This is a genomic window from Streptomyces sp. NPDC002680 (genome assembly GCF_042889145.1).
GTDB classification, from domain to species: Bacteria; Actinomycetota; Actinomycetes; order Streptomycetales; family Streptomycetaceae; genus Streptomyces; species Streptomyces adonidis.
In genome coordinates this window covers 49,825-73,453 of sequence record NZ_JBIAQP010000004.1, presented here as the reverse complement: position 1 = coordinate 73,453, position 23,629 = coordinate 49,825, and the positions used below count along the sequence as shown (strand labels likewise).

Genomic DNA, 23,629 nt, shown 5'->3' with positions numbered 1-23,629 from the left:
ACCCCGGCCTACCGGATTCCCCGCCGTCAACTCAGTGGTATTTGAAAGGTTCTGTCTTGATATCCGCGAGCTATGAAGACATCCGGATCGGCGACGTCGTGACGACCGATTCCCGGACTGTCACCGAAGACTATGTGCGTGACTTCGCCGACTTGACGGGAGACCGGCATCCCCTGCATCTGGATCCCGAATACGCCGCGCGGACGCGCTTCGGTCAGCGCATCGCACACGGTGCCCTGATGATGTCGACGCTGCTCGGTCTGGTCGAACTCCATCCGAGCTACCTGCAATGCTTCTACGGCATGGACAAGGTTCGATTCCGCGCACCCGTGTATCTGGGCGACTCGGTACATGCGGAATCTGAAATCGTCGACATCCAGCCTCGGCCCGGTGGAGGGGCTGCGGTAGTGACCAGCGAGGCGCGCTTGGTGAACCAGGATGGAACTCTTGTGTTTTCCGGTCTCTTCTCTCTGCTCGTTGCTGGTCGGAGCGAGGCTCTGGCCATGGAGGCGGAGGAGTGACAACAGGGCCTCGTCCGCTGGCGCGTGGGCAGCTGTCCGATGAGGCTAAGAGGGCATCTGATCTAGGTAGTTGGTAGTTAGGGATGTTTTTGTGACTGCCGGTGTTGGTGGTCGTCAAGCGAGGCGTGAGTGCTCGTCGCCCATACCGCAGTGATGTCTCCGATGCCCGCTGGGCCTTGATCGAACCGGTCTTCACGGCCTGGCGCGCCAGGCGGACCGGACCTGGAACGGCAGCGCGAGTGCACGATTTGCGCGAGATCGTCAACGCGATCCTCTACGTCAACCGCACCAGCATCCCGTGGGAGTACCTGGCGCACGACTTCCCGCCCCACAAGACCGTCTACGACTACTACGCGAAGTGGGAAACCGACGGAACCACCCAGCAGGTCCACGACCTGTTACGCGACAAGATACGCCGAGCCCACGGCCGCAGGGCAGAGCCGACCGCGGTCGTGGTCGACGCGCAGAGCGTGAAGACCTCGGCGAACGTGTCCGAGGCCAGCCAGGGCATCGACGCCTGCAAGAAGATCAAAGGGCGCAAGCGACACCTGATCACGGACACGCTCGGTCTGGTGCTGGCCGTACTCGTCACCGCCGCGAACGTGCACGACACCACCACCGGCGGCAAGCTCCTGCTCGACGACCTGGCCGCAGCCCATCCCAGCGTGACCAAGGTCTGGGCCGACGGCGGCTACCAGAACAGCATCCTCGATCATGGCGCCGGGCTCGGGATCGATGTGGAGGTGGTGCAGCGGCCGCGGACGAAGGGGTTCGAGCCGCTGCCGAATTGGTGGGTGATCGAGCGGACCTTCGGCTGGCTGATGCAGCACCGTCGGCTGGCGCGGGACTACGAAGCCCTGCCGCAAAGATCCCGGACGATGATCCACTGGGCGATGGCTAACAAAATGTCCCGCGAACCGACCGGAGAATCCACGCCAACCCGGCGAATCGAAACGGACATCCCACTCGCAACGGCTTGAACATTGATCAGATGCCCTCTAAGAACTCCTAACGAAATGAGTGTGGGAGAACGGTAGGCTCGGTAGCCATGAGTCAGAGCGGTTCGCAAGCGGCGGCATTCTTCCGAGACGTCCGCCAAAGCAGCGTGGTCTGGCTTGTCCGGGATGACGACGGAAGCCCGACTCACCTCTCCGCGGACGGCACGCGAAGTCTTCCCTTCTGGTCGACCTCGCCGCGCGCCCAGAGGGCAGCAAAGATCTGGGGGCATGGGCTCCGCGTTGAGTCCATGCCCTTGGATACTTGGTGCGATCGCGTACTACCCGATGCCGCCCGGGATGGACTCGTGATCGGCATCAACTGGAGCGGGCCGCGCCTGGTCGGCTGGAGCTTCACCCCCAACGAAGTTCTCAACCGGCTATCGGCAGCTCACACAGTGACCTGAGTTGTCGGTGGGTGACGAGGCAGCAGGCGAGTTTGAGGAACGCTTCGTCGATGTCGGCTCTGGGTTCCCAGCGGATCCGTAGTCGTCGGAATCCGTGAAGCCAGGCGGAAGGTTCGCTCGACCACCCACCGGTAGTTACCCAGCCCGGTGCCATGGCGCGTGCCTCGACGGGCGATGGCCGGCACGATGCCGCGGGCGCGGACCTGGTCGCGGTAGGAGTCGTGGTCGTAGCCTCGGTCGGCGAACAGCGAGTCCGGTTTGCGGCGGGGCCGGCCGACCCGGCCGCGGACGGGCGGGATCGCGTCGAGGAGGGGCAGGAGCTGGGTGACGTCGTTGCGGTTGCCTCCGGTGAGAATGACCGCGAGCGGGGTGCCGTGCCGTCGGTGATCACGTGATGCTTCGAGCCGGCCCGGCCCCGGTCGACCGGCGAGGGGCCCGTGTGCTGCCCCCTTTTAGTGCTCTGACGTGGGAGGAGTCGCCCACGCACTGGGACCAGTCCAGCCGCGAGGCCGCGTTCAGCTCGGCGAGCAGGACCTCGTGCAGCCGCTGCCAGACGTCGGCCTCGTTCCAGTCCCTCAGCCGTCGCCAGCACGTCATGCCCGAGCCGAAACCGAGTTCCTGTGGCAGGTACTCCCACTGGATCCCGGTGTGCAGCACGTACAGGATCTCGCACAGCACATCCCGGTCCGGCAACGGCCTGCGGCCCGGATAGCGGAAGCGCCGTTCGCGCTGCGGCAGCAGCGGCTCCCGGCGGTCCCGCAGCTCGTCCGACACGATCCACGGAGGTGTCCCCACACCGAACCGAACGCTCAACTCCCGCCCCGGACACGGCCATCAGCGCCGATCCACCTCTTTGTGTTAGCCGCTGTGAGGCCTCCACGGCATGCTTGTCGACGTCCGCGAGCCCAACGGCGGCACCACCTTCGGCGAAAGCCTGGGCTGTCGCGAGTCCCCTGCCAGATGCGGTGCCGGTGACGAGCGCCACCTTGTTCTCGAAGTTCATTTGGCGTGCATGACAGCACGGTGACGAGTGGGCGGGCTGGGCCCGCCCACTCCGTGGTGACTCGATCAGCTGCGGGCACTGCGGCGCGGGCCGCCGTATTCGTCGTCAGCCACATGCTCGAACCAGGTGCTTTCCGGGCCTGAGCCGGGGCTCTCCCACAGGGCGAGGTGGGTCATGAAGTGGTCGGGGGCGGCGCCGTGCCAGTGCGCCTCGCCCGGGGGCGTGTAGATGACATCGCCGGGGTGGGCTTCAAGGATCTCGCCGCCGCGGGACTGGATCAGGGCGATGCCGTCGACGATGTACAAGGTCTGCCCCAGGCCGTGGCTGTGCCAGGCGGTGCGGGCGCCAGGAGCGAACCTGACCATGTTCGCGCGTGCCCGCGAGGGCTCCTCGCCCCGGTGAATAACGTCGAACCAGACATCGCCGATGAACATGTCGGCTGGGCCCTTGGCGGTCGGCGGCTGCTTGAGGATCTCCATTCATGCCTTCTTCGAAGAGTGCCGCTGCCGCTGTTCAGGCGGCAGCGTGACAGGTAGCCGCTCGGGTGCTCAGGCGTTGGTGTCGTCGTGGGCGAGGTTGGCGCCGAGTTCCCGGGAGGCTTCGGCTTGTGCGAGGAGTTCCTGGGCCTTGGCCTTTACGCCTTCGATGGCGTCGGCTCCGGCGACGAAGCGCTGGAGGGGCTTGTCCTGGTCGGCGATGCTGAGCAGGGCGCGGGCGAGCTTGGCGGGGTCGCCGGTCTGCTGGCCGTTCATGCTCTTCCAGCCCGCGATGGTGGCGGTGGTGCGTTCGGCGTAGTCGTCGATGGTCGGCTCGGGCCAGATGGTCGAGCCGTCGACGAGGAGTTCGGTGCGGAAGAAGCCGGGCTCCACGACGGTGGTGTGGATGCCGTAGGGCTCGACGTCGTAGCGCAGTGACTCCATCCAGCCCTCGACGCCGAACTTGGAGGCGGCGTAGGCGACGCAGAATTCCTGGCCGATGATGCCGGCGGAGGAGGAGAGGGTGATGATGTGGCCGGTGCGCTGCTTGCGCAGGAGGGGCAGGACGGCGCGGGTGACGTTCATGGGGCCGAAGAGGTTGGTCTCGATCTGCTGGCGCATCTGCGCGGGCGTGATCTCCTCGAAGTAGCCGGCGTAGAAGTTGCCGGCGTTGTTGATGAGGACGTCGATGCGGCCGAAGCGGTCGATGGCGGCTTGGACGGTGGTCTCGGCGTCGTCGGGGTTGGTGATGTCGAGCTTGGTGACGAGGAGGTTGTCGTGGGGTCCGCCGAGGGTTTTCTCGACGTCTTCGGGGCGGCGGCCGGTGGCGACGACCTGGTGGCCGGCGGCGAGGGCTTCGCGGGCGATGTCGGTGCCGAGGCCGCGTCCGGCGCCGGTGACGAGGATGACCTTGCTCATGAGGGGTTCCTTTCAGGTGCCGTGATCCGACACCCGGTGTGCTGTGCTGTGTGATGACGTACCGAGTCGAGGAAGGCTTCCCGGCCGTCGGCCGGGCCGATCCGGTGTGGAGCGCGCGGTCGTCGATTGCCTGGCAGGTTTCTCCTCGCTATGCCATCGACTTTCTCCCCGGCACGCGCACCCGTAAAGGGTAGAATTCCCTACCCGGATGAAAGGTTCCAGGTATAAATCCCTACCCCCCAGTGTTGGTCCATTCGGTGTCACACTGGTCGGTATGACTCGCAACGCGCATCTCAATGAGCTGGGCGAGTTCCTCAAGACCCGCCGGGCCGAACTTAGCCCCCGCGCTGTGGGCCTGCCCGACACGGGTGGCCTGAGGCGGGTCGAGGGACTACGCCGTGAGGAAGTCGCTCAGCTCGCCGCCATCAGCACCGAGTACTACACCCGCCTTGAGCAGGGCCGCCTCCAGGCATCGGGGCCGGTACTGTCCGCCCTGGCGCAGGTACTCCGTTTGGACGACGACCAACGGGACTACCTCTTCGAACTCGCGGGCAAAGACCAGGCCCGGCCTCGCCGCCGCGCCGTGCAGAAGGTGCAGCCGACGCTGCAACGCCTCCTGGACAACCTGATCGACACTCCGGCTATTGTTCTGGGCCGCCGTACTGACATCCTCGCCTGGAATTCCCTGGCCGCCGCCCTGATGACCGATTACGCGGAAATTCCGGAGAGGAAAAGAAACCACACACGGCTTCTTTTCACCGATCCCGCGATGAGGACGCTGTATGCGAACTGGGAGCAGGTGGCTCACACCACCGTTGCGCAGCTGCGGATGCAGGCTGCCAAGTATCCTGACGACCCCCGGCTGGCCGCCCTCGTAGGGGAGTTGTCGGTTCGAGATCCGGACTTCCGCCGTTGGTGGGGCGATCGCCACGTGGCCGCCCGCACGGTGGGCACCAAGACCTTCCACCACCCCGTGGCCGGCGAGCTCAGCCTCGACTGGGACACCCTCACTGCCAGCATTGACTCCGAGCAGGTGCTCATCGTGCTGACAGCAAAACCCGGCACCCCTTCCCACGACGCGCTGCGCATCCTCGCCTCCTGGGCCACGAATCACCAGCCGTCAGCACCCGACAACGCCGTCTGACCGCATCAGTACGGGCCGACCTGCGCCTGCGGACGGAATGCGGCGCACCGTCGCGTCACTGACACGCCAGTGGCTCGCCCGCGCCCGACTGCCGAACCGCACACGGCACCCCGTTCCACCCAAGCCATTGGCCACCCCTGGGCCAGTACGTCCCAATCGATGAGGAACCACTCGTGAGTGTCCTGTTCACCGCCCTGACCCTGCGGTCACTCAAGATCCCCAACCGTGTCTGGACATCCCCGATGTGCATGTACTCCGCCGCCTCGGACGGACCGGAGGCGGGGGTGCCGACCGACTTCCACCTCACCCACCTGGCCAGCCGGGCAGCCGGCGGCGCCGGACTGGTGATGGCCGAGGCAACAGGGATACGGCCCGACGGGCGCATCACCCCCTGGGACCTGGGTCTGTGGAACGACCGTCAGCAGCAAGCATTCGCGCGCATCACCGCAGCCATCCGCTCCCAGGGGTCTGTTCCGGCCATCCAGCTCTGCCATGCAGGCCGCAAGGCATCCGTCGACAAGCCCTGGCTCACCGGCCGGTACATACCCGAGGCCGAGGGCGGTTGGCAGGCGGTCGCGCCCAGCCCTGCACCGTTCGCCGGGCGGTCCGTACCGCACGAGCTCACGGTGGACGAGATCCAGCAGTTGGTAAGGGATTTCGCCGAGTCGGCGAAGCGGGCCCTGGCCGCGGGCTTTCAGGTGGTCGAGTTGCACGGTGCCCACGGCTTCCTGATCAACTCCTTCCTTTCTCCGGCTTCCAACCACCGCACCGACTCCTATGGCGGCAGCTTCGAAAACCGTCTCCGTTTTCCCCTCCAGGTGGTCGACGCCGTACGCGAGGTGTGGCCCGAGGACCTGCCGGTCTTCTTCCGCACCTCGGCCACGGACTGGCTGACCGAGAATCCGGAGGACGAGCGCATGGGCTGGACCGGTGACGACACCGTCCGCCTCGCCAAGGAGCTCCAAGCGCATGGCGTCGACCTTCTCGATGTGTCCACCGGCGGCATGGTTCCCGACGCCACGATCCCCATCGCGCCCGGCTACCAGGTTCCCTTCGCCGCGCAGGTCCGTGCGGTGACCGGGATGCTCACCGGCGCCGTCGGCCTGATTCTGGAGCCGGCCCATGCCGAGGACATCGTGGCCACCGGAGAGGCCGACGCCGTCCTGCTCGGCCGCGAACTGCTGCGCAACCCCTATTGGCCCCAGCACGCCGCACTCGAACTCGGCGCCGAGCCCCGCTGGCCCGAGCAGTACGAGTACGCCGTACGACGGCGCAGCTGAGGGGAAGGCCCGGCGCTGCGGATGCGCAGGGGCCGCCCCACCGCACGGGTGGTGGCCGCACCACCAACACCGCGAGACGGTCCTCATGCTCCCTGTCCGTCGAGGGGTGTCGGGTGAGCAGGCCGTCGGCACGCACGGAAGGAACACCTCTTCATGAGCGCAAGGCAGTCCTCGTCCATAAAAGCGATCGGTCTGCACACCTATGGCGGCCCGGACGTGTTGCACGCCGTCGAGCTTCCGGAGCCGCATGCCGGCCCCGACGAGGTGCGGGTGCGGGTGCGTGCCGCCGGGGTGAACCCGGCCGACGCCATGCTCCGCGACGGTTCCCTCGCCGAGTGGTACCGCGATTTTGAACCTCCCTTCATTCCCGGCATGGACGTGGCGGGCACGCTGGACGAGGTCGCAGACGACGTCAAGGCCGCGTACGGACTGTCCGAGGGCGAGCCCGTGATCGGCATCGTCGACAACCACGGCCGGCACGGCGGCTACAGCGAGTTCGTCGTCCTGTCGGCCGCGTCGGTCACGCGTCAGCCCGTCGGCACGACGTTCCCGGAAGCAGCCTCGTTCCTCATGAACGCGCTGACTGCCCGGAGCATCTTGGACTCCCTCGCACTCGCGCCCGGTTCGACTCTGGTCGTCACCGGAGCGGGCGGTGCCGTCGGCGGCTACGTCGTCCAGCTCGCTGCCTTGGAAGACCTGCGTGTCGTCGCGGTGGCGTCGGAGCACGACGAGGAGTGGCTGCGTTCCCACGGCGCCGACACCGTCGTCGCTCGCGGCGACGACATCGCACAGCGCGTGCTGGACGTTGTGCCCGGTGGCGTCGACGCCGTCGCGGACAGCGCCATGCTGCACGACCGAATTGCGCCGGCCATTCGTGACAACGGCCAGATCGCGGTCGTCCGTTTCTGGGAGGGCGATCCCGGCCGGGGCATCGTCGTACACCCTGTGAACGTCCGCTCTCGTATCACCGACACCGCGGCCATCATCCGGCTGCGCGAACAGGTGGAATCGGGTGAGCTCACTCTCAGAGTCGCGGCGACCCTGCCCGCCGACCAGGCTCCCGAGGCTCATCGGCTGCTGGAGAAGGGCGGCCTTCGGGGGCGGCTCATCCTCGAATTCCCGCCCGAAGCAGCCATGTGAAAGCCAGCGCGGGAGTGCGGAGAACGAGTGTCGATCGAGATGCGCTCGCCGCATGGCGGCGCGGCGCCCACCATGCCGCGCGCGTCCGTCACACCCATGCACGGGCATCGCCGTGCCACCACCCAGTTCGTAAGAGGAGCGCCGTGTCTGGCGACACCCTTTCCTTCGCCGAGGCCGTCCGGGCTCGTCACTCCGTTCGCGCGTTCCTGCCGGATCCGTTGTCCCCTGCGCAGATCCGCAGCGTGCTGGAGGATGCGCGGACGGCCCCCTCCAACTGCAACACCCAGCCGTGGAATATCCACATAGTCTCGGGCCGGCAGCGGGATCTGCTGAGTAAGGAACTGCTGCGGGCCGAAGCCGCGGGAGAGTTGTCCGGCGACTTCACCTTCGACCAGAACGAATACTTCGGCGCGTACGCACAGTGCTCTCGCCACCAGGTACAGACCCGCAATGACGCTCTTGGCATCGCCCGGTCGGATCGTGAAGCACGCCGCATGGCGGATCGGCGCAACTTCGAGTTCTACGGGGCTCCCCACGTGGCCATGCTCTTCGCTCCCGTCTTCGGTGACGGCGTGCGCGTGGGCGGCGACATCGGCATGTACGCCCAGACCTTCCTGCTCTCCCTCGCCGCCAGAGGCCTGGGCGGAATCCCTCAGACCGTACTGGGCCTCTACGCCGACACCGTCCGCGATGTCCTGAACGTTCCCGACGACCTCAAGCTGTTCTTCGGCATCTCGTTCGGGCACGAAGACCGCTCGTCCCGGGACAACAGCTACCGCCTCGGCAGGGTCCCGGCCCAGGAGAGCGTCATCGCCCACGACACCCCTGGCCTGTTCGACAGTCGCCAAGCTCCGAACCCCCCACTCCAGAGTCCGGACGACACGAAGGGAAGAGCCTCATGAAGGGCTACGTCATCCAAGAGAAGGGTCGCGCCGACTGGCAGGAGGTACCGGTCCCGGAGATCGGACCGTACGACGCCTTGGTCCGCCCGACCGCAGTAGCGACCTGCACGACAGACGTGCATCTCATCGACTCGCTCTCACTCCCGAACGCGCTGAGCAAGGTCATCGGTCACGAGGCCGTCGGAGTTGTCGAGCAAGTCGGCGACCTGGTCGCCGACTTCGCACCCGGGGACCGCGTCGTCCTTCCCGCGGGGCTGGCGGACTGGAGGCATCCCCGGGCACAGCGCGGAGAGGGCAAGTTCCACCAGAGCAAGAGCCCCTACTTCTCCGACGACCCGACCAACGGCGGGTGGTTCTCGGAACTGGTGAAGTGCTTCGACGCGGACTCCAACCTGGCGCGCATTCCCGACGGAGTCACTGATGTCCAGGCCGTCTCCGTCGACGACATGGCTGCCACAGGCTTCACCGGCGTTGAGCGGATGGAGATCCAGTTCGGCGAGGTCGTCGTCGTCCTGGGTGTGGGACCCGTGGGACTTATGGGAGTGGCCGCGGCGGCGCTTCGGGGAGCTGGCCGTATTATCGCCGTCGGCTCGCGCCCGAACACGATGACCGTCGCGACGCAGTATGGGGCGACTGACCTCATCGACTACAAAATGGGTGACGTCTACGAGCAGATCATGACGCTGACCGGTGGTGCGCAGGTCGACAGTGTCCTGGTCGCCAGCGGGGGCAGCGCGAGTGACCAGATCGGCACGGCCATGAGGCTCACGAAGTTCGGCGGCCACGTTTCGGTGGTCTCGGGCTTCTTCGACGACGAGACGGTGACCATTCCGATGGAGGTCTGGAACTACGGTGTGATGGAGAAGTTTCTCACCGCAGCCCAGGCCAACCAGGGCCGGGACTACATGGAGCGTCTGCTGCTGCTGATCGAGAACGGCAAGCTCGACACCCAGCCGCTGGCAACTCATGTGCTGCACGGCTGGGACAACGTCGGGAAGAGCCTCGAACTGATGCGCAGCCGCGACCAGACCCTCATCAAGCCGATCGTCGTCGTCGGCTGACTGCGGCCGTGCGGTGCGAACACCCTCTCTGCGGTCGGCGGCTTCTCACAGAAACCCTGCGTGCCAGACTCCAGGGCGCACAGATGTGGACGACCTCGATGTGGCGACGGCTGCGACCGTGCCTCCTGCGGCGCGTACGGCGCAGGGGTGTACTTCCCCCCACGAATCCGGTGCCGATGATTCCGGAGCATGGGGTGCGGCTCGGCGTCTGATGTTTCCCTGAGTGCCATGGGACACCAGCCGGAGGTCCGCGCCCGCATCGGAGGGGTGGGGGGTGGTCAGAACCGCAGCAGGTCCGCGGCGGCGAGGCTGAGAACGCCGTCGTGCCATTGCAGGCCGCGCAGATCGCGGACGACGACGGTGGCGTCGGTGGCCAGTCCGCGCTGCCCGACTCCGATGACGGTAGCGCCCGCCGCGGCTCCGGCCTCCGCTCCGGAGGTGCTGTCCTCGAAGACAACGGTCCGTACCGGGGCGAAGCCCAGCTTCTCTGCCGCCGTACGGTAGCCGTCGGGCGCCGGTTTGCCGTGGCTGACGTCGTCTGCGGTGATAAGCACGGGTGGAGTGGGCAGCCCTGCCGCCGTGAGGCGGGCCCGAGCCAGGACGGTGACTCCGGAGGTCACCACCGCCCACCGGTCGCGTGGCAGGCCCGCGAGGAAGTCGAGGGCGCCGGGGAGCGCTGTGGTGGAGGCCGCGGCCTCCACCTCCAGGCGGTCGATCGCGGCGAGCGCAGACGGTCGCTCCTCCGGGTCGGTCACCAGTAGGGCGACGGTGTCGGCCGAACGGCGGCCGTGCACCATGGCGGTCACCTGTTCCGGCGGCAGGTCGCGATCGCGGGCCCACTGGCTCCAGGCCTGGTCGACACCGTGGTCTGAGTCGACCAGGACGCCGTCGTTGTCGAAGAGCAGGCCCTCGCAAGGGATGTCGAGCACGGCGGGTGGGTGGGGCTGTGCAGTCATGGGTGGTCCCTTCACGTCACGGGGCGGTTGCGGTAGCGGCCGACCAGTTCACGGGCGGCGGTCTGCATACGGACGGGAGGGAGCCCCTGGGCGAGGAGGGTCAGGTCGTCGAGGACCATGTCGCCGATGGTCTGGAAGGCTTCCGGGATGCCGCCCGCGCGGTGTGCGGAGAGCACGAGACCGTCGAGGTCGCGGGCCGGGTCGTCGGCGGCGACCGGTTCCTCCGGCCATACGTCGATGCCGGCGAGCAGGCGTCCGCGCGCGACGTGGGCGAGCAGCGCCGGGTAGTCGACGACCGGTGCGCGGCTGACCAGGACGAGGCGGGCGCCGTCGGGCAGCAGTTCGAGTTCGCGTTCTCCGATCAGGTGGCGGCTGTCGTCCGTGACGGTGGCCAGCACGAACACGAAGCGGCTCTGCGAGAGGGTCTCGTCCAGCGAGGCGGGAAGCACACCGTGTTCGTGCAGGACGCTGGGTGGCAACCAGGGGTCGTAGACCCGGATGGTGGGCCGGAAGGGAGCGAGGAGCCGGTTGAGGCTGCGGCCGAGGTTGCCGAAACCGACCAGGCCCACGTCCGAGCCTTGTAGTAGTACAGCGTCCACGTTGCCGTCGGAGACGTACCGCTCCCGTCCGGCGCGGAAGGCGCGGTCTTCGCGGCTGATGCCGCGGGCGAGGTCGAGGGCGAGTCCGAGGGAGTACTCGGCGACGGCCTGTGCGTAGGCGGGTCCGCAGCCCAGCACATGGATACCGCGCTCGAAACAGATCGCGTAGTCGACGTTGGGGAAGAAATTGCCTTCGACGTTCAGCAGAGCCCGCAATCTGCCCGCGCGGGCAAGCCGCCCGGCCGGCAGGTCGGGCTGTCCGACGATCGCGAAGGCGTCGGGCAGTACCTCCTCAAGTGCTTCCTCGGAGGGATCGTTCTCCAGGTCCACCACGGTGAAGCGGTCGCGGAGCGACTCCAGAGCGGCGGGGGCGAAGATGCGGTTCGTGCGCTGCGGCCCGGGGCGCAGGACCACCACGGGTTTGGCGGGGGTGGAGGGGAGAGTGGTCACAGAACTCCTCGCGTGTGTACGGGTATTGGCTCTCCGGTCACAGCTCGGCGCTCTTGGCGCCGGCGACCAGGGCGACGAGTGCAGCGCGCCGTTCAGAACGGAGCGTCAGGCCGAGACCAGTATCAGGCGTATGTAGCGGTCCCAGTCCCAGTACGGGCCGGGGTCGGTGTGGTCGGCGCCGGGGACCTCGTTGTGGCCGACGATGTGTTAGCGGTCGGCTCGGATGCCGTGGCGCGCGCAGATGTCGGCGCACAGTTTCGCGGAGGCGCGGTAGGCGACGTCGGTGAACCAGCGGTCCGGTTGGTCCACGAACCCCTCGTGCTCGATTCCGATGCTGCGCTCGTTCCACTCGCGGTTGCCCGCGTGGAAGGCCACGTCCAACTCGCTGACCATCTGGGTGAGATGGCCGTCGCGAGCACGAACCACATAGTGTGTTGCGGCGCGGTGTCCGGGGTCCTGGAACACCCTCAGGGCGACGGGGTGAGTGGACTGGGTGACGTGCACGACGACCCGGTCGATCGTGTAGTCGGAAGGCCGGTCGGCGACGCGGTAGTTGGTGTCCGAGGCGGCGATCCACTCGGCGCCGGGATGGTCAGTTCTGCCGTACTCGCGGGATTGCCCGCGGCCCTCGCTCGAGCGCCGGGGCTCGGGGAAGCTGCGCGGGATGGCGTCAGCCGAACGAGCGGCCGCGAAGCCGAGCCCGCCGAGGAAGGCTGCACCGGTGCCGAAGAAGACGGCTCTGCGGCTCTGGAAGCGGGGCTGCTCGGGCGAGTCCCAGGTCGGGCGATCAGTGAAGCGCATGGAGAGGCTGCCTCGTGTACGTGTCGGCGGGGGCCAGTTCGACGGCCCGCACCCACTTGGTGGTCAGGAGTCCAAGTCGCCTGCGCAGAGGCGGAATCCCCTCCGCTCGCTGTGCATGTCCCACAGCCTGCGGGCCAGGACGATGGGATCCGTGTCCGGGTCGCCGGGCACAATCGCGCCGGGGATGATGAGCTGTCCGACGTGGATGTTGTCGTCGGCGAGCGTGTCGTGGAGCATCCGGGCGTAAGCGCTTTCGGCGGCGAAGGCGACGGACGTGCCGGCACGTTCGGGGTGGGGGCGTACGGCGCTGCCTCCGTTGACGAAGAGGAGGGTGCCGCGGCCGAGGGACCGCATGCCGGGCAGCACTTGGCGCACCGCGGTGACCGGTCCGTAGAGCGAGAACTCGATCGGGCCCGCCAGATCGGCTGGAGTGGCCTCCAGTACCGGCCGCATGAACTCCCTTTGCGGGACCGGGCTGTACTGCAGCACTTCGATCGGGCCCAGGGTGGCGGTCGCCGCGTCGAGGGCTGCTTCCAGGGCAGCCCGATCGCGTACGTCGGCGGCGAATCCGCGTGCGGTCACCCCCTTGGCGGTCAGGCCGGCCGCCAGCGTGTCGAGCCGGTCCTTGTTGCGGGAGATCAGCGCGACATCGAAGCCGCCGTGGCCGAACTGTCGGGCGACGGCCGCTCCGAGGCCGCCTCCCGCTCCGACGATGACGATGGTGGTCATGCTTCTTCTCCTCGAGTAGGGGGCCGCCCGCCGCCCTACCGGCGAATACGCCCCCGGCCATGGGCATAACGCCCTGTGGAGAACGCGAGATTGTGACCTCGGCGGAGTCTTTGCGGACATGGCGACGCCCGACAACCTGTCGTCGGGCGTCGCCATGCGTTCGGGAGCGGGGACGGGGTTCAGCGAGGGGAGATACGAACTGTCGCCGATTTCGGTCCGTCACCCTGCATGATCGGGACGGCGGAGCTGCCCGGGTACTTCTCTTCGTAGGCGGTGTCGACAGCAGCGTCGACGTCGCTGCCGACGGGTTCGAAGGTGACCTCGTAGTACTCACCGGCGACGCGAACACGACCGGCCTTCTGGACGATGGCCGCCTGATACCACTTCGACTGCTGTCCGTTGGCGGCACGCACGTAAACGTGGCCGTCAACGACGAGTGCCCAAGTCTGGGTCGGGGTGCCGTAGGTGGTGCCGTCCTCGCGGAACGGGGAAACGAAGAGATCCGCGTTCTTGGCGATCGCACGGAGCTGTGTCTGGCTCCAGGAGCTCATGATGGTTCTTCTCTCAGGGATGCGGGTTTGTTCTTCGGCCCGACTGGAAGTAGGTGGGCTCGCGCAGTACGTAGTGCTCCTCGAGTGCGGTGCCCTCGTCGTCGGTGAGTGTGATGTCGAGCGCCGCCGCAGTGGCGGGCAAGTGATGGTCCTTGGTCGCACCCACGATCGGGGCGTCGACCACGGGGTTCCTGAGCACCCAGGCCAGTGCGATCGTGGCCATCGACACGCCCCGGTCCTTCGCGATGCGCTCTACCGCGTCGATCGTCGGCCTGTCGCTGTCCTTGGTCGGCCAGGAGAGGGAACCTCTCCTGCTCTTCCCCGCGCTGCACCAGGTTGTACTGGTCCTGCATGGAGACGAACCTCGTCCACCAGTTCAGCTGGGCGACGAACTGCATCTTGGTGAACTGCCACACATACATGCTGGATGCGCCGATGTAGCGGGCCTTGCCGGCCTTGACCACGTTGTGCAGCGACTCCATCGTCTCTTCGACCGGGGTATCCGGGTCGAAGCGGTGGATCTCGTACAGGTCGATGCAGTCGGTGCCGAGCCGCGTGAGTGAGGCGTCGACCTGCTCCATGGTCGCCTTGCGTGGCAGCCAGGAACCCCCGGGGCCGTCGTGCATGTGCTGGTGGATCTTGGTCGCCAGCACGAATCCGTCGCGTCGCGCGAACTGTTTGATCGCCCGGCCGACGATCTCTTCCGAGGCGCCGAAACCCATGGTGCCCAGCGCGATGCGACTGATGCTGAGGCCCGAAGGCCCCAGGCGGGTGTATTCCATCTCCTCGTCTTTCCAGAGCGTGCGGAGCGGGCGGTCAGCGGTCGATGCTGGCCATGTTCGCCTCGTCGTGGCGCTCGCCCGAAGCCGGCGTGAGGTTGTTCAGGCGGTCGAGCTGAGCAGTGGTGAGTTCGATGCCGTCGGCGGCGGTGTTCTCCTCGACGCGCGAGACCCGCCGTGTTCCGGGGATGGGGGCGATGTCGTCGCCGCGGGTCAGCAGCCACGCCAGCGCGGTCTGGGCCGGGGTGGCTCCGATCTCGGCGCCGATGGCCTGCACCTCGTCGACGATGCGCAGGTTGCGCTGGAAGTTCTCGCCGGTGAAGCGCGGGTTGGTCTTGCGCCAGTCGTCATCGGGGAAGTCGTCGACCGTGCGGATCTGCCCGGTCAGCAGGCCGTGCCCGAGCGGCGAGTAAGGAACGAACCCGATACCGAGCTCACGCAGCAGCGGAAGGATCTCGGCCTCGACGTCACGGGTCCAGAGAGAGTATTCCGTCTGCAGCGCGGCAATCGGATGCACGGAGTGCGCACGGCGGATCGTCTCGGGGCCGGCTTCGGACAGCCCGATGTGGCGCACCTTGCCCTCGGCGACCAACTCGGCCAGCGCGCCGACGGTCTCCTCGATGGGAGTGCTCCGGTCGACCCGGTGCTGGTAATAGAGGTCGATGTGGTCAGTGCCCAGCCGCTTGAGTGAGCCTTCAACTGCGGCCTTCACGTTGCCGGCGCTGCTGTCGACGACGCCGGGGCCGCCACCGGAGTGGGAGACGAGACCGAACTTCGTCGCCACGACGACGTCGTCGCGTCGGCCCTTGATGGCCTTGCCGACGATTTCCTCGCTGTGGAAGGGGCCGTAGATCTCGGCGGTGTCGATGTGGGTGACCCCGAGGTCCAGCGCCCGGTGGATGGTGCGGATCGACTCGGAGTCATCGAGCCCCCCGCCCGTCGTGTAGGTGCCAGCCATGGTCATGGCTCCCAGACCGATGCGAGAGACATCGAGTGCGCCCAGGGATACGTGCTTCATTGGATACTCCTTGTTTGTGACGGCCGTCAGGCCTGGTCGGTGGGCATGACCCAGAGTTCGGCGATCGAGGCGTGCCGGGGCCGGGTCACGATGTAGGCGATCCCGTCGGCGATGTCAGCCGGTTCCAGTCGCTCGTGCTGCTCGTTGAACGGCTCGAGGATCTCCGTATGGATGGTGTCGTTGTTGTGCGAGCCGAGTTCGGTGTCGACGGCGCCCGGCTCCAGAACACTCACCCGCACGTGCCGCTGGGTGACCTCCTGGCGCAGGGACTCTGTGAACCCGTTCACGCCGAACTTGGTGAGGTTGTAGACGCCGTAGTTCGCCCACGCCTGTCGGCCGGCGATGGAGCTGATGTTGACGATGTCGGCGACCCGGCGGGGCCCGTTCTCGGCTGCCTTGAGCAGGTGGGGGAGGGCGGCGCGGGTGGTGTAGAGCAGGCCTTGGAGGTTGATGGCGATCATGCGCTCCCACTCCTCGACGTCCGCGTCGACGACGGGGCCCAGGAGCATCAGGCCGGCGTTGTTGACCAGGATGTCGAGGCGTCCGAAGTGCTCGACGGCCTGCTGCACGGCGGCCTCGGCCTGGGCGCGGTCGGTGATGTCCGCCTCCAGGACCAGGGCTGTGCCGCCGGCCTTCTCGATCTCGGCGGCGAGGTCGTCGAGGCGGTCCTTGCGGCGGGCCACCAGCACGACGGAGGCCTTCTGCTCGGCGAGTCGACGGGCGGTGGCGGCGCCGATTCCGCTGCTCGCGCCAGTGACGAGAGCGACGGTGCCGGTCAGTCGCGATGCCATCGAGGTTGTCCTTTCCGCTAGATGTTCGGCGTGGTGGCAGGGAGCAGGGGCGTCACATCAGTCGCCTGGGCCGGACCGGTCGCATAGACCTCTGGGCGGGTCGGTCGCGGCGTGCGGCGCCGGGTCTCGTCCTCCCCGGAGTCACCGTCGTGGTGGTCTCCCTGACGCAGGTGCTCGTTCTGGTCGGCCAGGGCGACCGACCATGAGGATCTCCGACGTACCTGCGTCGAGAAAAAGATTTCCGGCTCATAGTTTTCTGTTCGATCTATCGACGAGCGCAGAGGAAACAGTGCCATCGACATCCTGAACGCGACAATGGGAGAGATCTTTCCTGGTATAAAACCCTGCCCCCCAACGAACTGGCCATGCGGCATCTCATCGGACAGCCACTGGCTGTACATGCAGTGTCACACGCTCCGCAGGTCCCGGCGAAGGGGAAGAGCCTTGCCGGGAATATATGTTCCAGGTATAAATCCCTACCCCTCAGCAGAGCTGTGCCGAGGCGGCTTCCGCAGTATCGTGACCGGCATGAGCAGGGACGTACACCTCAGTGAGCTGGGTGAATTTCTCAAGGCCCGGCGCGCCGAACTGAGCCCCCATGCGATGGGTCTGCCCGAGAGTGGGGCTCTGCGAAGGGTCCCGGGCCTACGCCGGGAGGAAGTGGCGCAGCTGGTCTCGATCAGCACCGTCTACTACACCCGCCTGGAGCAGGGCCGCATCGAAGCCTCCACACCGGTCCTTCTCGCCTTGGCCCAGGTGCTGCGCCTGGACGACGACCAGCGCGACTATCTGCTCGAACTGGCGGGGAAGGAAAATGCACTGCCACGCCGACGTGCAGCGCAGAAGGTCCGGCCGTCGATGCGACGGCTCCTCGACAATCTCACCGATACCCCTGCTCTCGTTCTCGGCCGCTGCATGGACATTCTCGCCTGGAATCCCCTCGCTGCCGCCTTGATGACGGATTTCTCCCAGATCCCGGAAGAGCAGCGTAATTCTGTGAGACTGGTTTTTACCGACCCGGCGATGCGAGATCTGTATGCGGATTGGGAAGATGTCGCCCGCACCAATGTGGCCTTCCTGCGTATGGAAGCCGCACAGAATCCCGACGATCCCCGCCTAAACGCACTCGTCGACGAGCTCTCCGTACACGATCGCCAGTTCCGGCAGTGGTGGGGTGCCCACCAGGTGGCTCATCACGCCATGGGCACAAAGGCCTTCCGTCATCCTGTGGCCGGTGACCTCACCCTCGACTGGGAAACCCTCGCCTGCCCCACGGATCCTGACCAGCAGCTCACCGTCCTGAGCGCGGAACCGGGCACCCCCTCCCACGAGAGACTGCGCTTTCTCGCCTCCTGGTCCGCCACCCACCAGTCGAGCACTGAGACCGCCCCCTGACGCTGGGCACCTCCCGTCGAGAACCGCCTCCGGTAGCAAACAGCCACAGCGTGCGGCCACTTGGGCCGTGTCCCGACCAGTCGAGCCCGACTGTGGCGGTTTCTCCGGGAGTCCTTTCTCGCTGACTCTGCCAGTCATTCGGTGACTCATCCGAAGGTCAACACCGATGAGATTCGATGTCACACGGATGCGCGAAGAGCCGGGTGCAGACCCCTGCTGCCCGCCATCAGTCGTGCCGGGCGAGCTTGACCGCGGAAATGAGCAGGACCACGGACAGCAGGGGGATGAGCACCAGGTCCGGGAACACCCCGAGCAGCAGCCCGCCCAGTACCGCTCCGGTGATCGAGCCCGCGATCATGACCAGGGTGAAGCGGCGGTGGGTGCCCAGCACGGCGAAGCTGCCGTCACGGCTGTAGCGGGCGAAGGCGATCAGCATCGTCGGCAGCGACACCAACAGCGAGAGGCTGCCCGCGGCCTTGATGTCCACCGCGAACAGCAGCACGATCGTCGGGATCAGCAGCTCTCCCCCGGCCACGCCCATGATCGCCGCGACCACTCCGATACCGAAGCCGGCCATCACTCCGCAGGTCACCTGAGCCCACAGCGGCAGCGCGAGCGTCTTTACGGTGCTGAGGTGCGTGAACAGGAGAGCCGCGGCCATGAGCACCATCAGAGTGGCCAGCACCTTGTAGAGGGTGGAGCTGCGCATCCGCACCGCCCACGTCGCTCCGGCCCAGGCTCCCAGCAGACTCCCGGCCAGCAGGTTGACCGCGACCGTCCAGTGCGCGGCCACCTCGCCGGCGGGAACCGCCGCCAGGCGGGCGGGCAGCGCGACCAGGACCACAACCAGACTCATCGCCTTGTTCAAGATGACCGCGGAAAGCGCGGCGAACCCGAACAGCCCGATCAGCAGCGGCAGGCGGAACTCCGCACCGCCCAGACCGATCATCCCGCCCAGAACACCGATGGCCGCTCCCGCACCGAACACCACCGGTGTCGAGTGCGTAGAGCGGAGGAGAACGAGGGTCTGGTCGGTAGTCATGGCGCGCATCCTCGCTGGTAGCAGCCCCTGCCCGCCACGGCACGCCCTCGCCTTGGGAGAAAGGCGCCGCGCCCCCGCTCATGATGCGCCCGGACCTCCGAGCGTCACCGATACCACGGCCAGGACCATTGACGTCAGTTGAGGGCCACATCGAAGCGGCTCCCCAACTCGCGTGCGTATCCACCCGCCGGTCGTTCCTCACACGGCTGTCAGCAGGGCCGATGCGAGGGCGCTGGGAATGGGGCGGTGGATGGGTCCGGTGCCGCGGGTCAGGGGCAGGCCGGTGCCGTGGTTGGCGTGGGCGATGATCTCGGCGGTGATGGAGAGGGCTGTTTCCTCGGGGGTGTGGGCGCCGAGGTCGAGGCCGATGGGAGAGCGTAGGCGCGCGAGCCGGTCCTCGTGTACACCCACCTCTCGCAATGCCTCCATACGGTGGTCGTGGGTGCGGCGGGAGCCCATCGCACCGATGTAGCCGACCGGAAGGTCGAGGGCCAGCCGCAGCAGGGGAATGTCGAACTTGGCGTCGTGGGTGAGGACACAGACGGCGGTGCGGGCGTCGACCTCGGTGTCCGCCAGATACCGGTGCGGCCAGTCGACGACGACTTCGTCGGCGTAGGGGAAGCGGGCGGGAGTGGCGAAGGTGGGGCGGGCGTCGCAGACGGTGACCCGGTAGCCGAGGAAGCTGCCGGCCTGGCTGAGGGCGGCGGCGAAGTCGGTGGCACCGAAGATGAGCATGCGGGGGCGGGGTGCGTGGGTGTGGACGAGTACGGAGAGTTTCTCGGGGCAGGTGTCGGCGTCGCCGCCGACCTCGGTCCGGGCTGTGCGGCCGGTGCGCAGCAGTGCGCGGGCCTGTGCTGCCACCGCCCGGTCTTCGCGCTCGCTGCCCACTGTTCCGTCGTATGCGCTGCCGTCGCCGAGCACCGTGAGGGTACGGCCGAGGAGCGCTTCGGGGCCGTCCACGATCTGGGCCACAGCGGCGGGGCGACCCTGCACGACCGCGTCGAGGACATCGGTGAGATGTGACCGGTCCGCTGGGTCGACGCGCTGGACGAGGACGTCGATCTCGCCGCCGCAGGTGAGGCCGACGGCGAAGGCGTCGTCGTCGGAGTAGCCGAAGCGGGCCCGTGCGGGGGTTCCGCCGTCCGTGAGTACTTGTTGGCACAGTTCGTAGACGGAGCCTTCGACGCAGCCACCGGAGATGCTGCCGACCACTGCGCCGTCGGCGTCGACGGCGAGCGCGGTGCCGACTGGCAGGGGTGCGCTGCCGCTGACCTGGATGACGGTGGCGAGGGCGAAGGGGCGGGCCTCGCGGCACCAGTCGTAGAGCGTGTCCGCGATGTTCAGCATGGGCGGGTCTCCGGGTGGGGCGACGTGGGATGACGGCCTTGGGGCGGGCCGCCGCGGTGTCGCCCGGGGGAGAACGACACGGCGGCGGCCCCGGGGGTCCGGCGGCTGGGCATGGTCAGCCGCCGGACGGTCGGGTGAGCACCTGAGTGCTCAGATCATGGCTTCGACGGTGATGGGCAGTTCGCGGACGCGGCGGCCGGTGGCGTTGAAGACCGCGTTGGCGATGGCGGGCGCCACGCCGATGTAGACGATCTCGCCGAGTCCCTTGACGCCGATGGGGTCGGCCTCCAGGTCCTGGCCGCCGTCGAGAAAGATCCCGCGCAGTTCTGGGATGTCGGCGTTGACGGGGACGAGGTAGTTGGCCAGGTCGGCGTTGACGATCCGGCCGTCGCGGTGGTCGGTCGCCGTGTGCTCCAGCAGTGCCGCGCCGATGCCGCCGACCATGCCGCCGAGCGCCTGGCTGTCGGCGAGCTTGGGGCTGATGATGCGGCCGGCGTCGAAGACACCCAGCATCCGCCGTACCCGCACCAGGCCGAGGCGGGCGTCGACGGCGACCTCGGCGAAGATCGCGCCGTAGGTGTACATGGAGTGCCGGGCCTCGCCCGGGGTCCAGGACCCGAGGACTTCGAGGTGGGTGCGGTTGTTGCGGGCCAGGAGCTGCCGGTAGGTCTCCCCGCGCGCGGGGTCGTTGCTCCGGTGCAGGCGTCCGGCGCGGACCACGATGTCGTCGGCGTCGGCGCCGTACAGCGGCGAGTCCTTGTCCTCGACGGCCAGTTTGATCGCCTGCAGACGTACTTTGTCGCAGCCGTCCTGGACGGCGGAGCCGACGTTGATCATGGTCTGTGAGCCGCCGTGCGGCGGTGCCACCGGCATGGTGGAGTCGCCGAGCTGGAAGGTCACGTTCCGCATGGTCAGGCCGAGGGCGTCCGCGGCGACCTGGCTCTGGGAGGTGTAGGTGCCCGGCCCCATGTCGCTGGTCGCGGACTGGATCAGGGCGGTGCCGTCGGCGTTCAGTCTGACCCGGGCCTGAGCTCCGCTCCGCAGGACGTCGTAGGTGCCGACGGCCATGCCGGTGCCGATCAGCCAGTCGCCGTCGCGGGTGGAGCGCGGACGGGGATTGCGCCGGTGCCAGCCGAACTCGCGGGCGCCGACGGTGTAGCACTCGCGCAGCCGCCGGGTGGAGAACGGCAGTTGGCTGGACGGGTCCTCCTCCGGTTCGTTGCGCCGGCGCAGCTCGATGGGGTCGATGCCCAGCTCGTGGGCGAGTTCGTCCATCGCCGATTCGAGGGCGAAGGCGGCGGTGGCGAAACCGGGACCTCGCATCCACACCGGCGTGTTCACGTCCAGCGGCACCGTCCGGTAGTCCTGGCGGACGTGGGGCGCCTTGTAGACCATCTGCCCGGCGTGCAGAACGCCCTCGGTGAAGTTCTCGTACGACGAGGTCTCGGCCTTGAGGTGCTGCACCATGGCGCTCACCCGGCCGCGCCGGTCACTGCCCAGCCGCACCCGGTACTCGTACGAGGGCCGGTAGCCCACCCCGAAGTACAACTGCCTGCGGGACAGCACGAGCTTGACCGGGCGGCCCGTCTCGCGGGCGGCGAGGGCCGTGGTGGCGATGTGAGGCCAGGCGCGCATCGCGTTGCCGAACGAGCCGCCGACGAACGGCGCGATGATGCGCACCGAGTCGATCGGGATGCCGAACTGGGCGGCGACGTCCTTCTGCATACCGATGGGCCACTGGGTCTTGTCCCACAGAGTGAGCTTGTCGCCGTCCCAGCGGGCGATGGTGGCGTGCGGCTCCATCGCGTTGTGATGGGCGCGGGCCTGCTGGTAGGTCGCATCCACCTGTACGGCGGCGGATGCGAACGCATTGTCCGCGTCACCCCGCGCGTAGGTGACGGGCTCGCCGGCCGGCGCGGAGGCCATGTCGGTCGACGACTGCTCGGCGTTGTAGCGGACCTTCACCAGCTCCGCAGCGTGCTGGGCGACCTCCAGCGTGGTGGCGACCACGACGGCGACCGGCTGACCTCGGAAGAGAACCTTGTCGTCCTGGAAGACCCGCAGCTGTTTGTTGCCCGGCGGATCGTACGTGTCCGGATTACCGCGATATGCCAGTTTGGGCGCGTTGAGGTGACTGATCACCTTGATGACGCCGGGCTGGGCAAGGGCGGCACGGGTGTCGATACCGGTGATGCGTCCGCGGCCGATCGCGCTGTCGACGATGACGGCGTGGACGACGCCTTCGATGTCGTGCTCGGCGGCGTACGTCGCCTTCCCGGTCACCTTCAGCCGGCCGTCCACGCGGGACAACGGCGCTCCGACGGCCGATTGGGGCTGCGGGCTCACTTGGTACCTCCTACGATGCGCAGCTGGCGTTCCACGGTGCGCTGGAGCAACTCGACCTTGAAACGGTTGTGCTCCAGCGGGCGGGCCCCGTCGGCCGCCTGCTTCGCGGCCTCGGCCCACAAGGTCTCCGAGGGCCGCTCGCCGATGAGGTGCTTCTCGACGGCGGGAAGCTTCCACGGCACGGTGCCTACACCGCCGGCGGCGGCCTTCGCCTCCCGGATCACTCCGCCCCGTATGTGCAGCGCGACGGCCGCCGAGGTCAGGGCGAACTCGTACGACTGCCGGTCACGCACCTTCAGATAGCCCGACTTCAGCGGGCGGGGGAGGGCGGGGATCTCCACTGCGGTGATCAACTCACCTTGGCGGAGGGCCTGTTCGCGGTTCGGGGTGCTGCCCGGCCGCAGCAGGAAGTCGGCGAACGGAACGGTGCGTTCCCCGTCCGGGCCCAGCAGGTGCACTCTGGCCTCCAGCGCCGCGAAGGCCACCGCGACATCGGAGGGGTGGGTGGCGACACAGGCGTCGGAGGCGCCGAGGATCGCGTGGGTGCGGTTGACGCCCTCCCGTGCCGCACAGCCCGAGCCCGGCTCACGCTTGTTGCAGGCGGCCGTCAGGTCACGGAAGTACGTGCAGCGGGTGCGCTGCATGATGTTGCCGCCGATGGTGGCCATGTTGCGCAGCTGGGCCGACGCGCTCAGCTCCAACGCCTGCGAGATCACGGGGTAGAGGGTGCGGACCTTGGGGTGGGCGGCGGCCTCGGCCATCCGCACCAGCGCGCCGATCCGCAGCCCGCCGCGCTCGGTGACCGTGACCTCGCGCAAGGGCAGGCCACTGATGTCGACCAGCGTCTCGGGTCGTTCGACAGTCTCACGCATCAGGTCGACGAGGGTGGTGCCGCCGGCGATGTACCGCCCGCCGCGACGACCGGCGATGAGTGCCTCGCGGGTGTCGGAGACCTTGGTGAAGGAGAAGGGATACATG

At 67.7% G+C, this 23,629-nt stretch carries 22 protein-coding genes and 3 pseudogenes; 9 read left to right on the top strand and 16 right to left on the bottom strand.

The annotated features are described in order from the left end of the window. The first annotated feature begins 56 nt into the window (after window positions 1-56). The 3 genes from ACFYXF_RS12620 to ACFYXF_RS12610 all read left to right on the top strand — a co-directional run bounded on the left by ACFYXF_RS12620 (window position 57) and on the right by ACFYXF_RS12610 (window position 1,923). Window positions 57-521, top strand: a complete 465-nt coding sequence (locus ACFYXF_RS12620; RefSeq protein WP_389349534.1) for a MaoC/PaaZ C-terminal domain-containing protein — start codon at window positions 57-59, stop codon at window positions 519-521. 125 nt (window positions 522-646) lie between these two features. After that, window positions 647-1,501, top strand: coding sequence for an IS5 family transposase (locus ACFYXF_RS12615; protein ID WP_389349920.1), 855 nt, complete (start codon window positions 647-649; stop codon window positions 1,499-1,501). Window positions 1,502-1,569: 68 nt separating this feature from the next. Continuing rightward, window positions 1,570-1,923: a DUF2750 domain-containing protein gene (locus tag ACFYXF_RS12610; protein ID WP_389349533.1), complete on the top strand. Its 354-nt coding sequence runs from the start codon at window positions 1,570-1,572 to the stop codon at window positions 1,921-1,923. Here ACFYXF_RS12610 and ACFYXF_RS12605 read toward each other — a convergent pair. From ACFYXF_RS12605 to ACFYXF_RS12595, 3 genes and pseudogenes are all read right to left on the bottom strand, one after another. Further along, window positions 1,889-2,718 (bottom strand): annotated as a pseudogene (locus tag ACFYXF_RS12605) (IS5 family transposase). The gene ACFYXF_RS12610 and the pseudogene ACFYXF_RS12605 sit on opposite strands and share 35 nt — an antisense overlap. A 273-nt stretch (window positions 2,719-2,991) precedes the next feature. Next, window positions 2,992-3,405, bottom strand: a complete 414-nt coding sequence (locus ACFYXF_RS12600) for a cupin domain-containing protein (RefSeq protein WP_389349532.1) — start codon at window positions 3,403-3,405, stop codon at window positions 2,992-2,994. A 69-nt stretch (window positions 3,406-3,474) separates the two neighbouring features. Continuing rightward, window positions 3,475-4,320: an SDR family oxidoreductase gene (locus tag ACFYXF_RS12595; protein WP_389349531.1), complete on the bottom strand. Its 846-nt coding sequence runs from the start codon at window positions 4,318-4,320 to the stop codon at window positions 3,475-3,477. Between the two features lie 274 nt (window positions 4,321-4,594). Between ACFYXF_RS12595 and ACFYXF_RS12590 the strand changes: the two genes are divergently transcribed. The 5 genes from ACFYXF_RS12590 to ACFYXF_RS12570 all read left to right on the top strand — a co-directional run bounded on the left by ACFYXF_RS12590 (window position 4,595) and on the right by ACFYXF_RS12570 (window position 9,847). Further along, entirely contained in the window at window positions 4,595-5,464 is an 870-nt protein-coding gene (locus tag ACFYXF_RS12590) for a helix-turn-helix domain-containing protein (RefSeq protein WP_389349530.1), read from the top strand. 173 nt (window positions 5,465-5,637) lie between these two features. After that, window positions 5,638-6,744: an NADH:flavin oxidoreductase/NADH oxidase gene (locus ACFYXF_RS12585; protein ID WP_389349529.1), complete on the top strand. Its 1,107-nt coding sequence runs from the start codon at window positions 5,638-5,640 to the stop codon at window positions 6,742-6,744. A gap of 153 nt (window positions 6,745-6,897) precedes the next feature. Then, on the top strand, window positions 6,898-7,884 hold the full coding sequence (locus tag ACFYXF_RS12580; RefSeq protein WP_389349528.1) for an NADP-dependent oxidoreductase: 987 nt from the start codon (window positions 6,898-6,900) through the stop codon (window positions 7,882-7,884). 143 nt (window positions 7,885-8,027) lie between these two features. Continuing rightward, on the top strand, window positions 8,028-8,786 hold the full coding sequence (locus ACFYXF_RS12575) for a nitroreductase (protein ID WP_389349527.1): 759 nt from the start codon (window positions 8,028-8,030) through the stop codon (window positions 8,784-8,786). After that, window positions 8,783-9,847 (top strand): zinc-binding dehydrogenase, encoded by a 1,065-nt coding sequence (locus ACFYXF_RS12570; protein WP_389349526.1) that lies wholly within the window; start codon window positions 8,783-8,785, stop codon window positions 9,845-9,847. Before ACFYXF_RS12575 ends, ACFYXF_RS12570 begins: the two co-directional genes overlap by 4 nt. 278 nt (window positions 9,848-10,125) lie before the next feature. Here the strand turns inward: ACFYXF_RS12570 and ACFYXF_RS12565 are convergent, their stop codons facing one another. The 9 genes and pseudogenes from ACFYXF_RS12565 to ACFYXF_RS12525 all read right to left on the bottom strand — a co-directional run bounded on the left by ACFYXF_RS12565 (window position 10,126) and on the right by ACFYXF_RS12525 (window position 16,922). Further along, window positions 10,126-10,803, bottom strand: a complete 678-nt coding sequence (locus ACFYXF_RS12565) for an HAD-IA family hydrolase (RefSeq protein ID WP_389349525.1) — start codon at window positions 10,801-10,803, stop codon at window positions 10,126-10,128. Window positions 10,804-10,814: 11 nt separating this feature from the next. Further along, on the bottom strand, window positions 10,815-11,852 hold the full coding sequence (locus ACFYXF_RS12560; protein ID WP_389349524.1) for a hydroxyacid dehydrogenase: 1,038 nt from the start codon (window positions 11,850-11,852) through the stop codon (window positions 10,815-10,817). Between the two features lie 105 nt (window positions 11,853-11,957). Continuing rightward, window positions 11,958-12,653 (bottom strand): annotated as a pseudogene (locus tag ACFYXF_RS12555) (N-acetylmuramoyl-L-alanine amidase). A gap of 63 nt (window positions 12,654-12,716) precedes the next feature. Next, window positions 12,717-13,382 carry an SDR family NAD(P)-dependent oxidoreductase gene (locus ACFYXF_RS12550; RefSeq protein WP_389349523.1) on the bottom strand — a complete coding sequence of 222 codons (666 nt, stop codon included), beginning with the start codon at window positions 13,380-13,382 and terminating at the stop codon, window positions 12,717-12,719. Window positions 13,383-13,561: 179 nt separating this feature from the next. Further along, a complete protein-coding gene (locus ACFYXF_RS12545; protein ID WP_389349522.1) occupies window positions 13,562-13,933 on the bottom strand; it encodes a DUF2255 family protein in 372 nt (123 codons plus the stop codon). A gap of 13 nt (window positions 13,934-13,946) precedes the next feature. Continuing rightward, window positions 13,947-14,715 (bottom strand): annotated as a pseudogene (locus ACFYXF_RS12540) (aldo/keto reductase). Window positions 14,716-14,749: 34 nt separating this feature from the next. Beyond that, a complete protein-coding gene (locus ACFYXF_RS12535) occupies window positions 14,750-15,730 on the bottom strand; it encodes an aldo/keto reductase (protein WP_389349521.1) in 981 nt (326 codons plus the stop codon). 26 nt (window positions 15,731-15,756) lie between these two features. Beyond that, window positions 15,757-16,521, bottom strand: a complete 765-nt coding sequence (locus ACFYXF_RS12530; protein ID WP_389349520.1) for an SDR family NAD(P)-dependent oxidoreductase — start codon at window positions 16,519-16,521, stop codon at window positions 15,757-15,759. 17 nt (window positions 16,522-16,538) lie between these two features. Next, window positions 16,539-16,922, bottom strand: a complete 384-nt coding sequence (locus tag ACFYXF_RS12525; protein ID WP_389349519.1) for a hypothetical protein — start codon at window positions 16,920-16,922, stop codon at window positions 16,539-16,541. 127 nt (window positions 16,923-17,049) lie between these two features. On the opposite strand from ACFYXF_RS12525, the gene ACFYXF_RS12520 reads away from it, so the two are divergent. Continuing rightward, window positions 17,050-17,916: a helix-turn-helix domain-containing protein gene (locus ACFYXF_RS12520; RefSeq protein WP_389349518.1), complete on the top strand. Its 867-nt coding sequence runs from the start codon at window positions 17,050-17,052 to the stop codon at window positions 17,914-17,916. A 226-nt stretch (window positions 17,917-18,142) separates the two neighbouring features. Here the strand turns inward: ACFYXF_RS12520 and ACFYXF_RS12515 are convergent, their stop codons facing one another. The 4 genes from ACFYXF_RS12515 to ACFYXF_RS12500 all read right to left on the bottom strand — a co-directional run bounded on the left by ACFYXF_RS12515 (window position 18,143) and on the right by ACFYXF_RS12500 (window position 23,628). Next, window positions 18,143-18,958, bottom strand: coding sequence for a sulfite exporter TauE/SafE family protein (locus tag ACFYXF_RS12515; protein WP_389349517.1), 816 nt, complete (start codon window positions 18,956-18,958; stop codon window positions 18,143-18,145). A 198-nt stretch (window positions 18,959-19,156) separates the two neighbouring features. After that, the gene (locus tag ACFYXF_RS12510; protein ID WP_389349516.1) at window positions 19,157-20,305 is read right to left on the bottom strand and encodes an XdhC family protein; all 1,149 of its coding nucleotides are present in this window, start codon (window positions 20,303-20,305) and stop codon (window positions 19,157-19,159) included. A 150-nt stretch (window positions 20,306-20,455) separates the two neighbouring features. Next, on the bottom strand, window positions 20,456-22,651 hold the full coding sequence (locus ACFYXF_RS12505; RefSeq protein WP_389349515.1) for a xanthine dehydrogenase family protein molybdopterin-binding subunit: 2,196 nt from the start codon (window positions 22,649-22,651) through the stop codon (window positions 20,456-20,458). After that, entirely contained in the window at window positions 22,648-23,628 is a 981-nt protein-coding gene (locus ACFYXF_RS12500) for an FAD binding domain-containing protein (RefSeq protein WP_389349514.1), read from the bottom strand. The genes ACFYXF_RS12505 and ACFYXF_RS12500 overlap by 4 nt, the downstream gene beginning before the upstream one ends. Window position 23,629 lies beyond the last annotated feature (1 nt).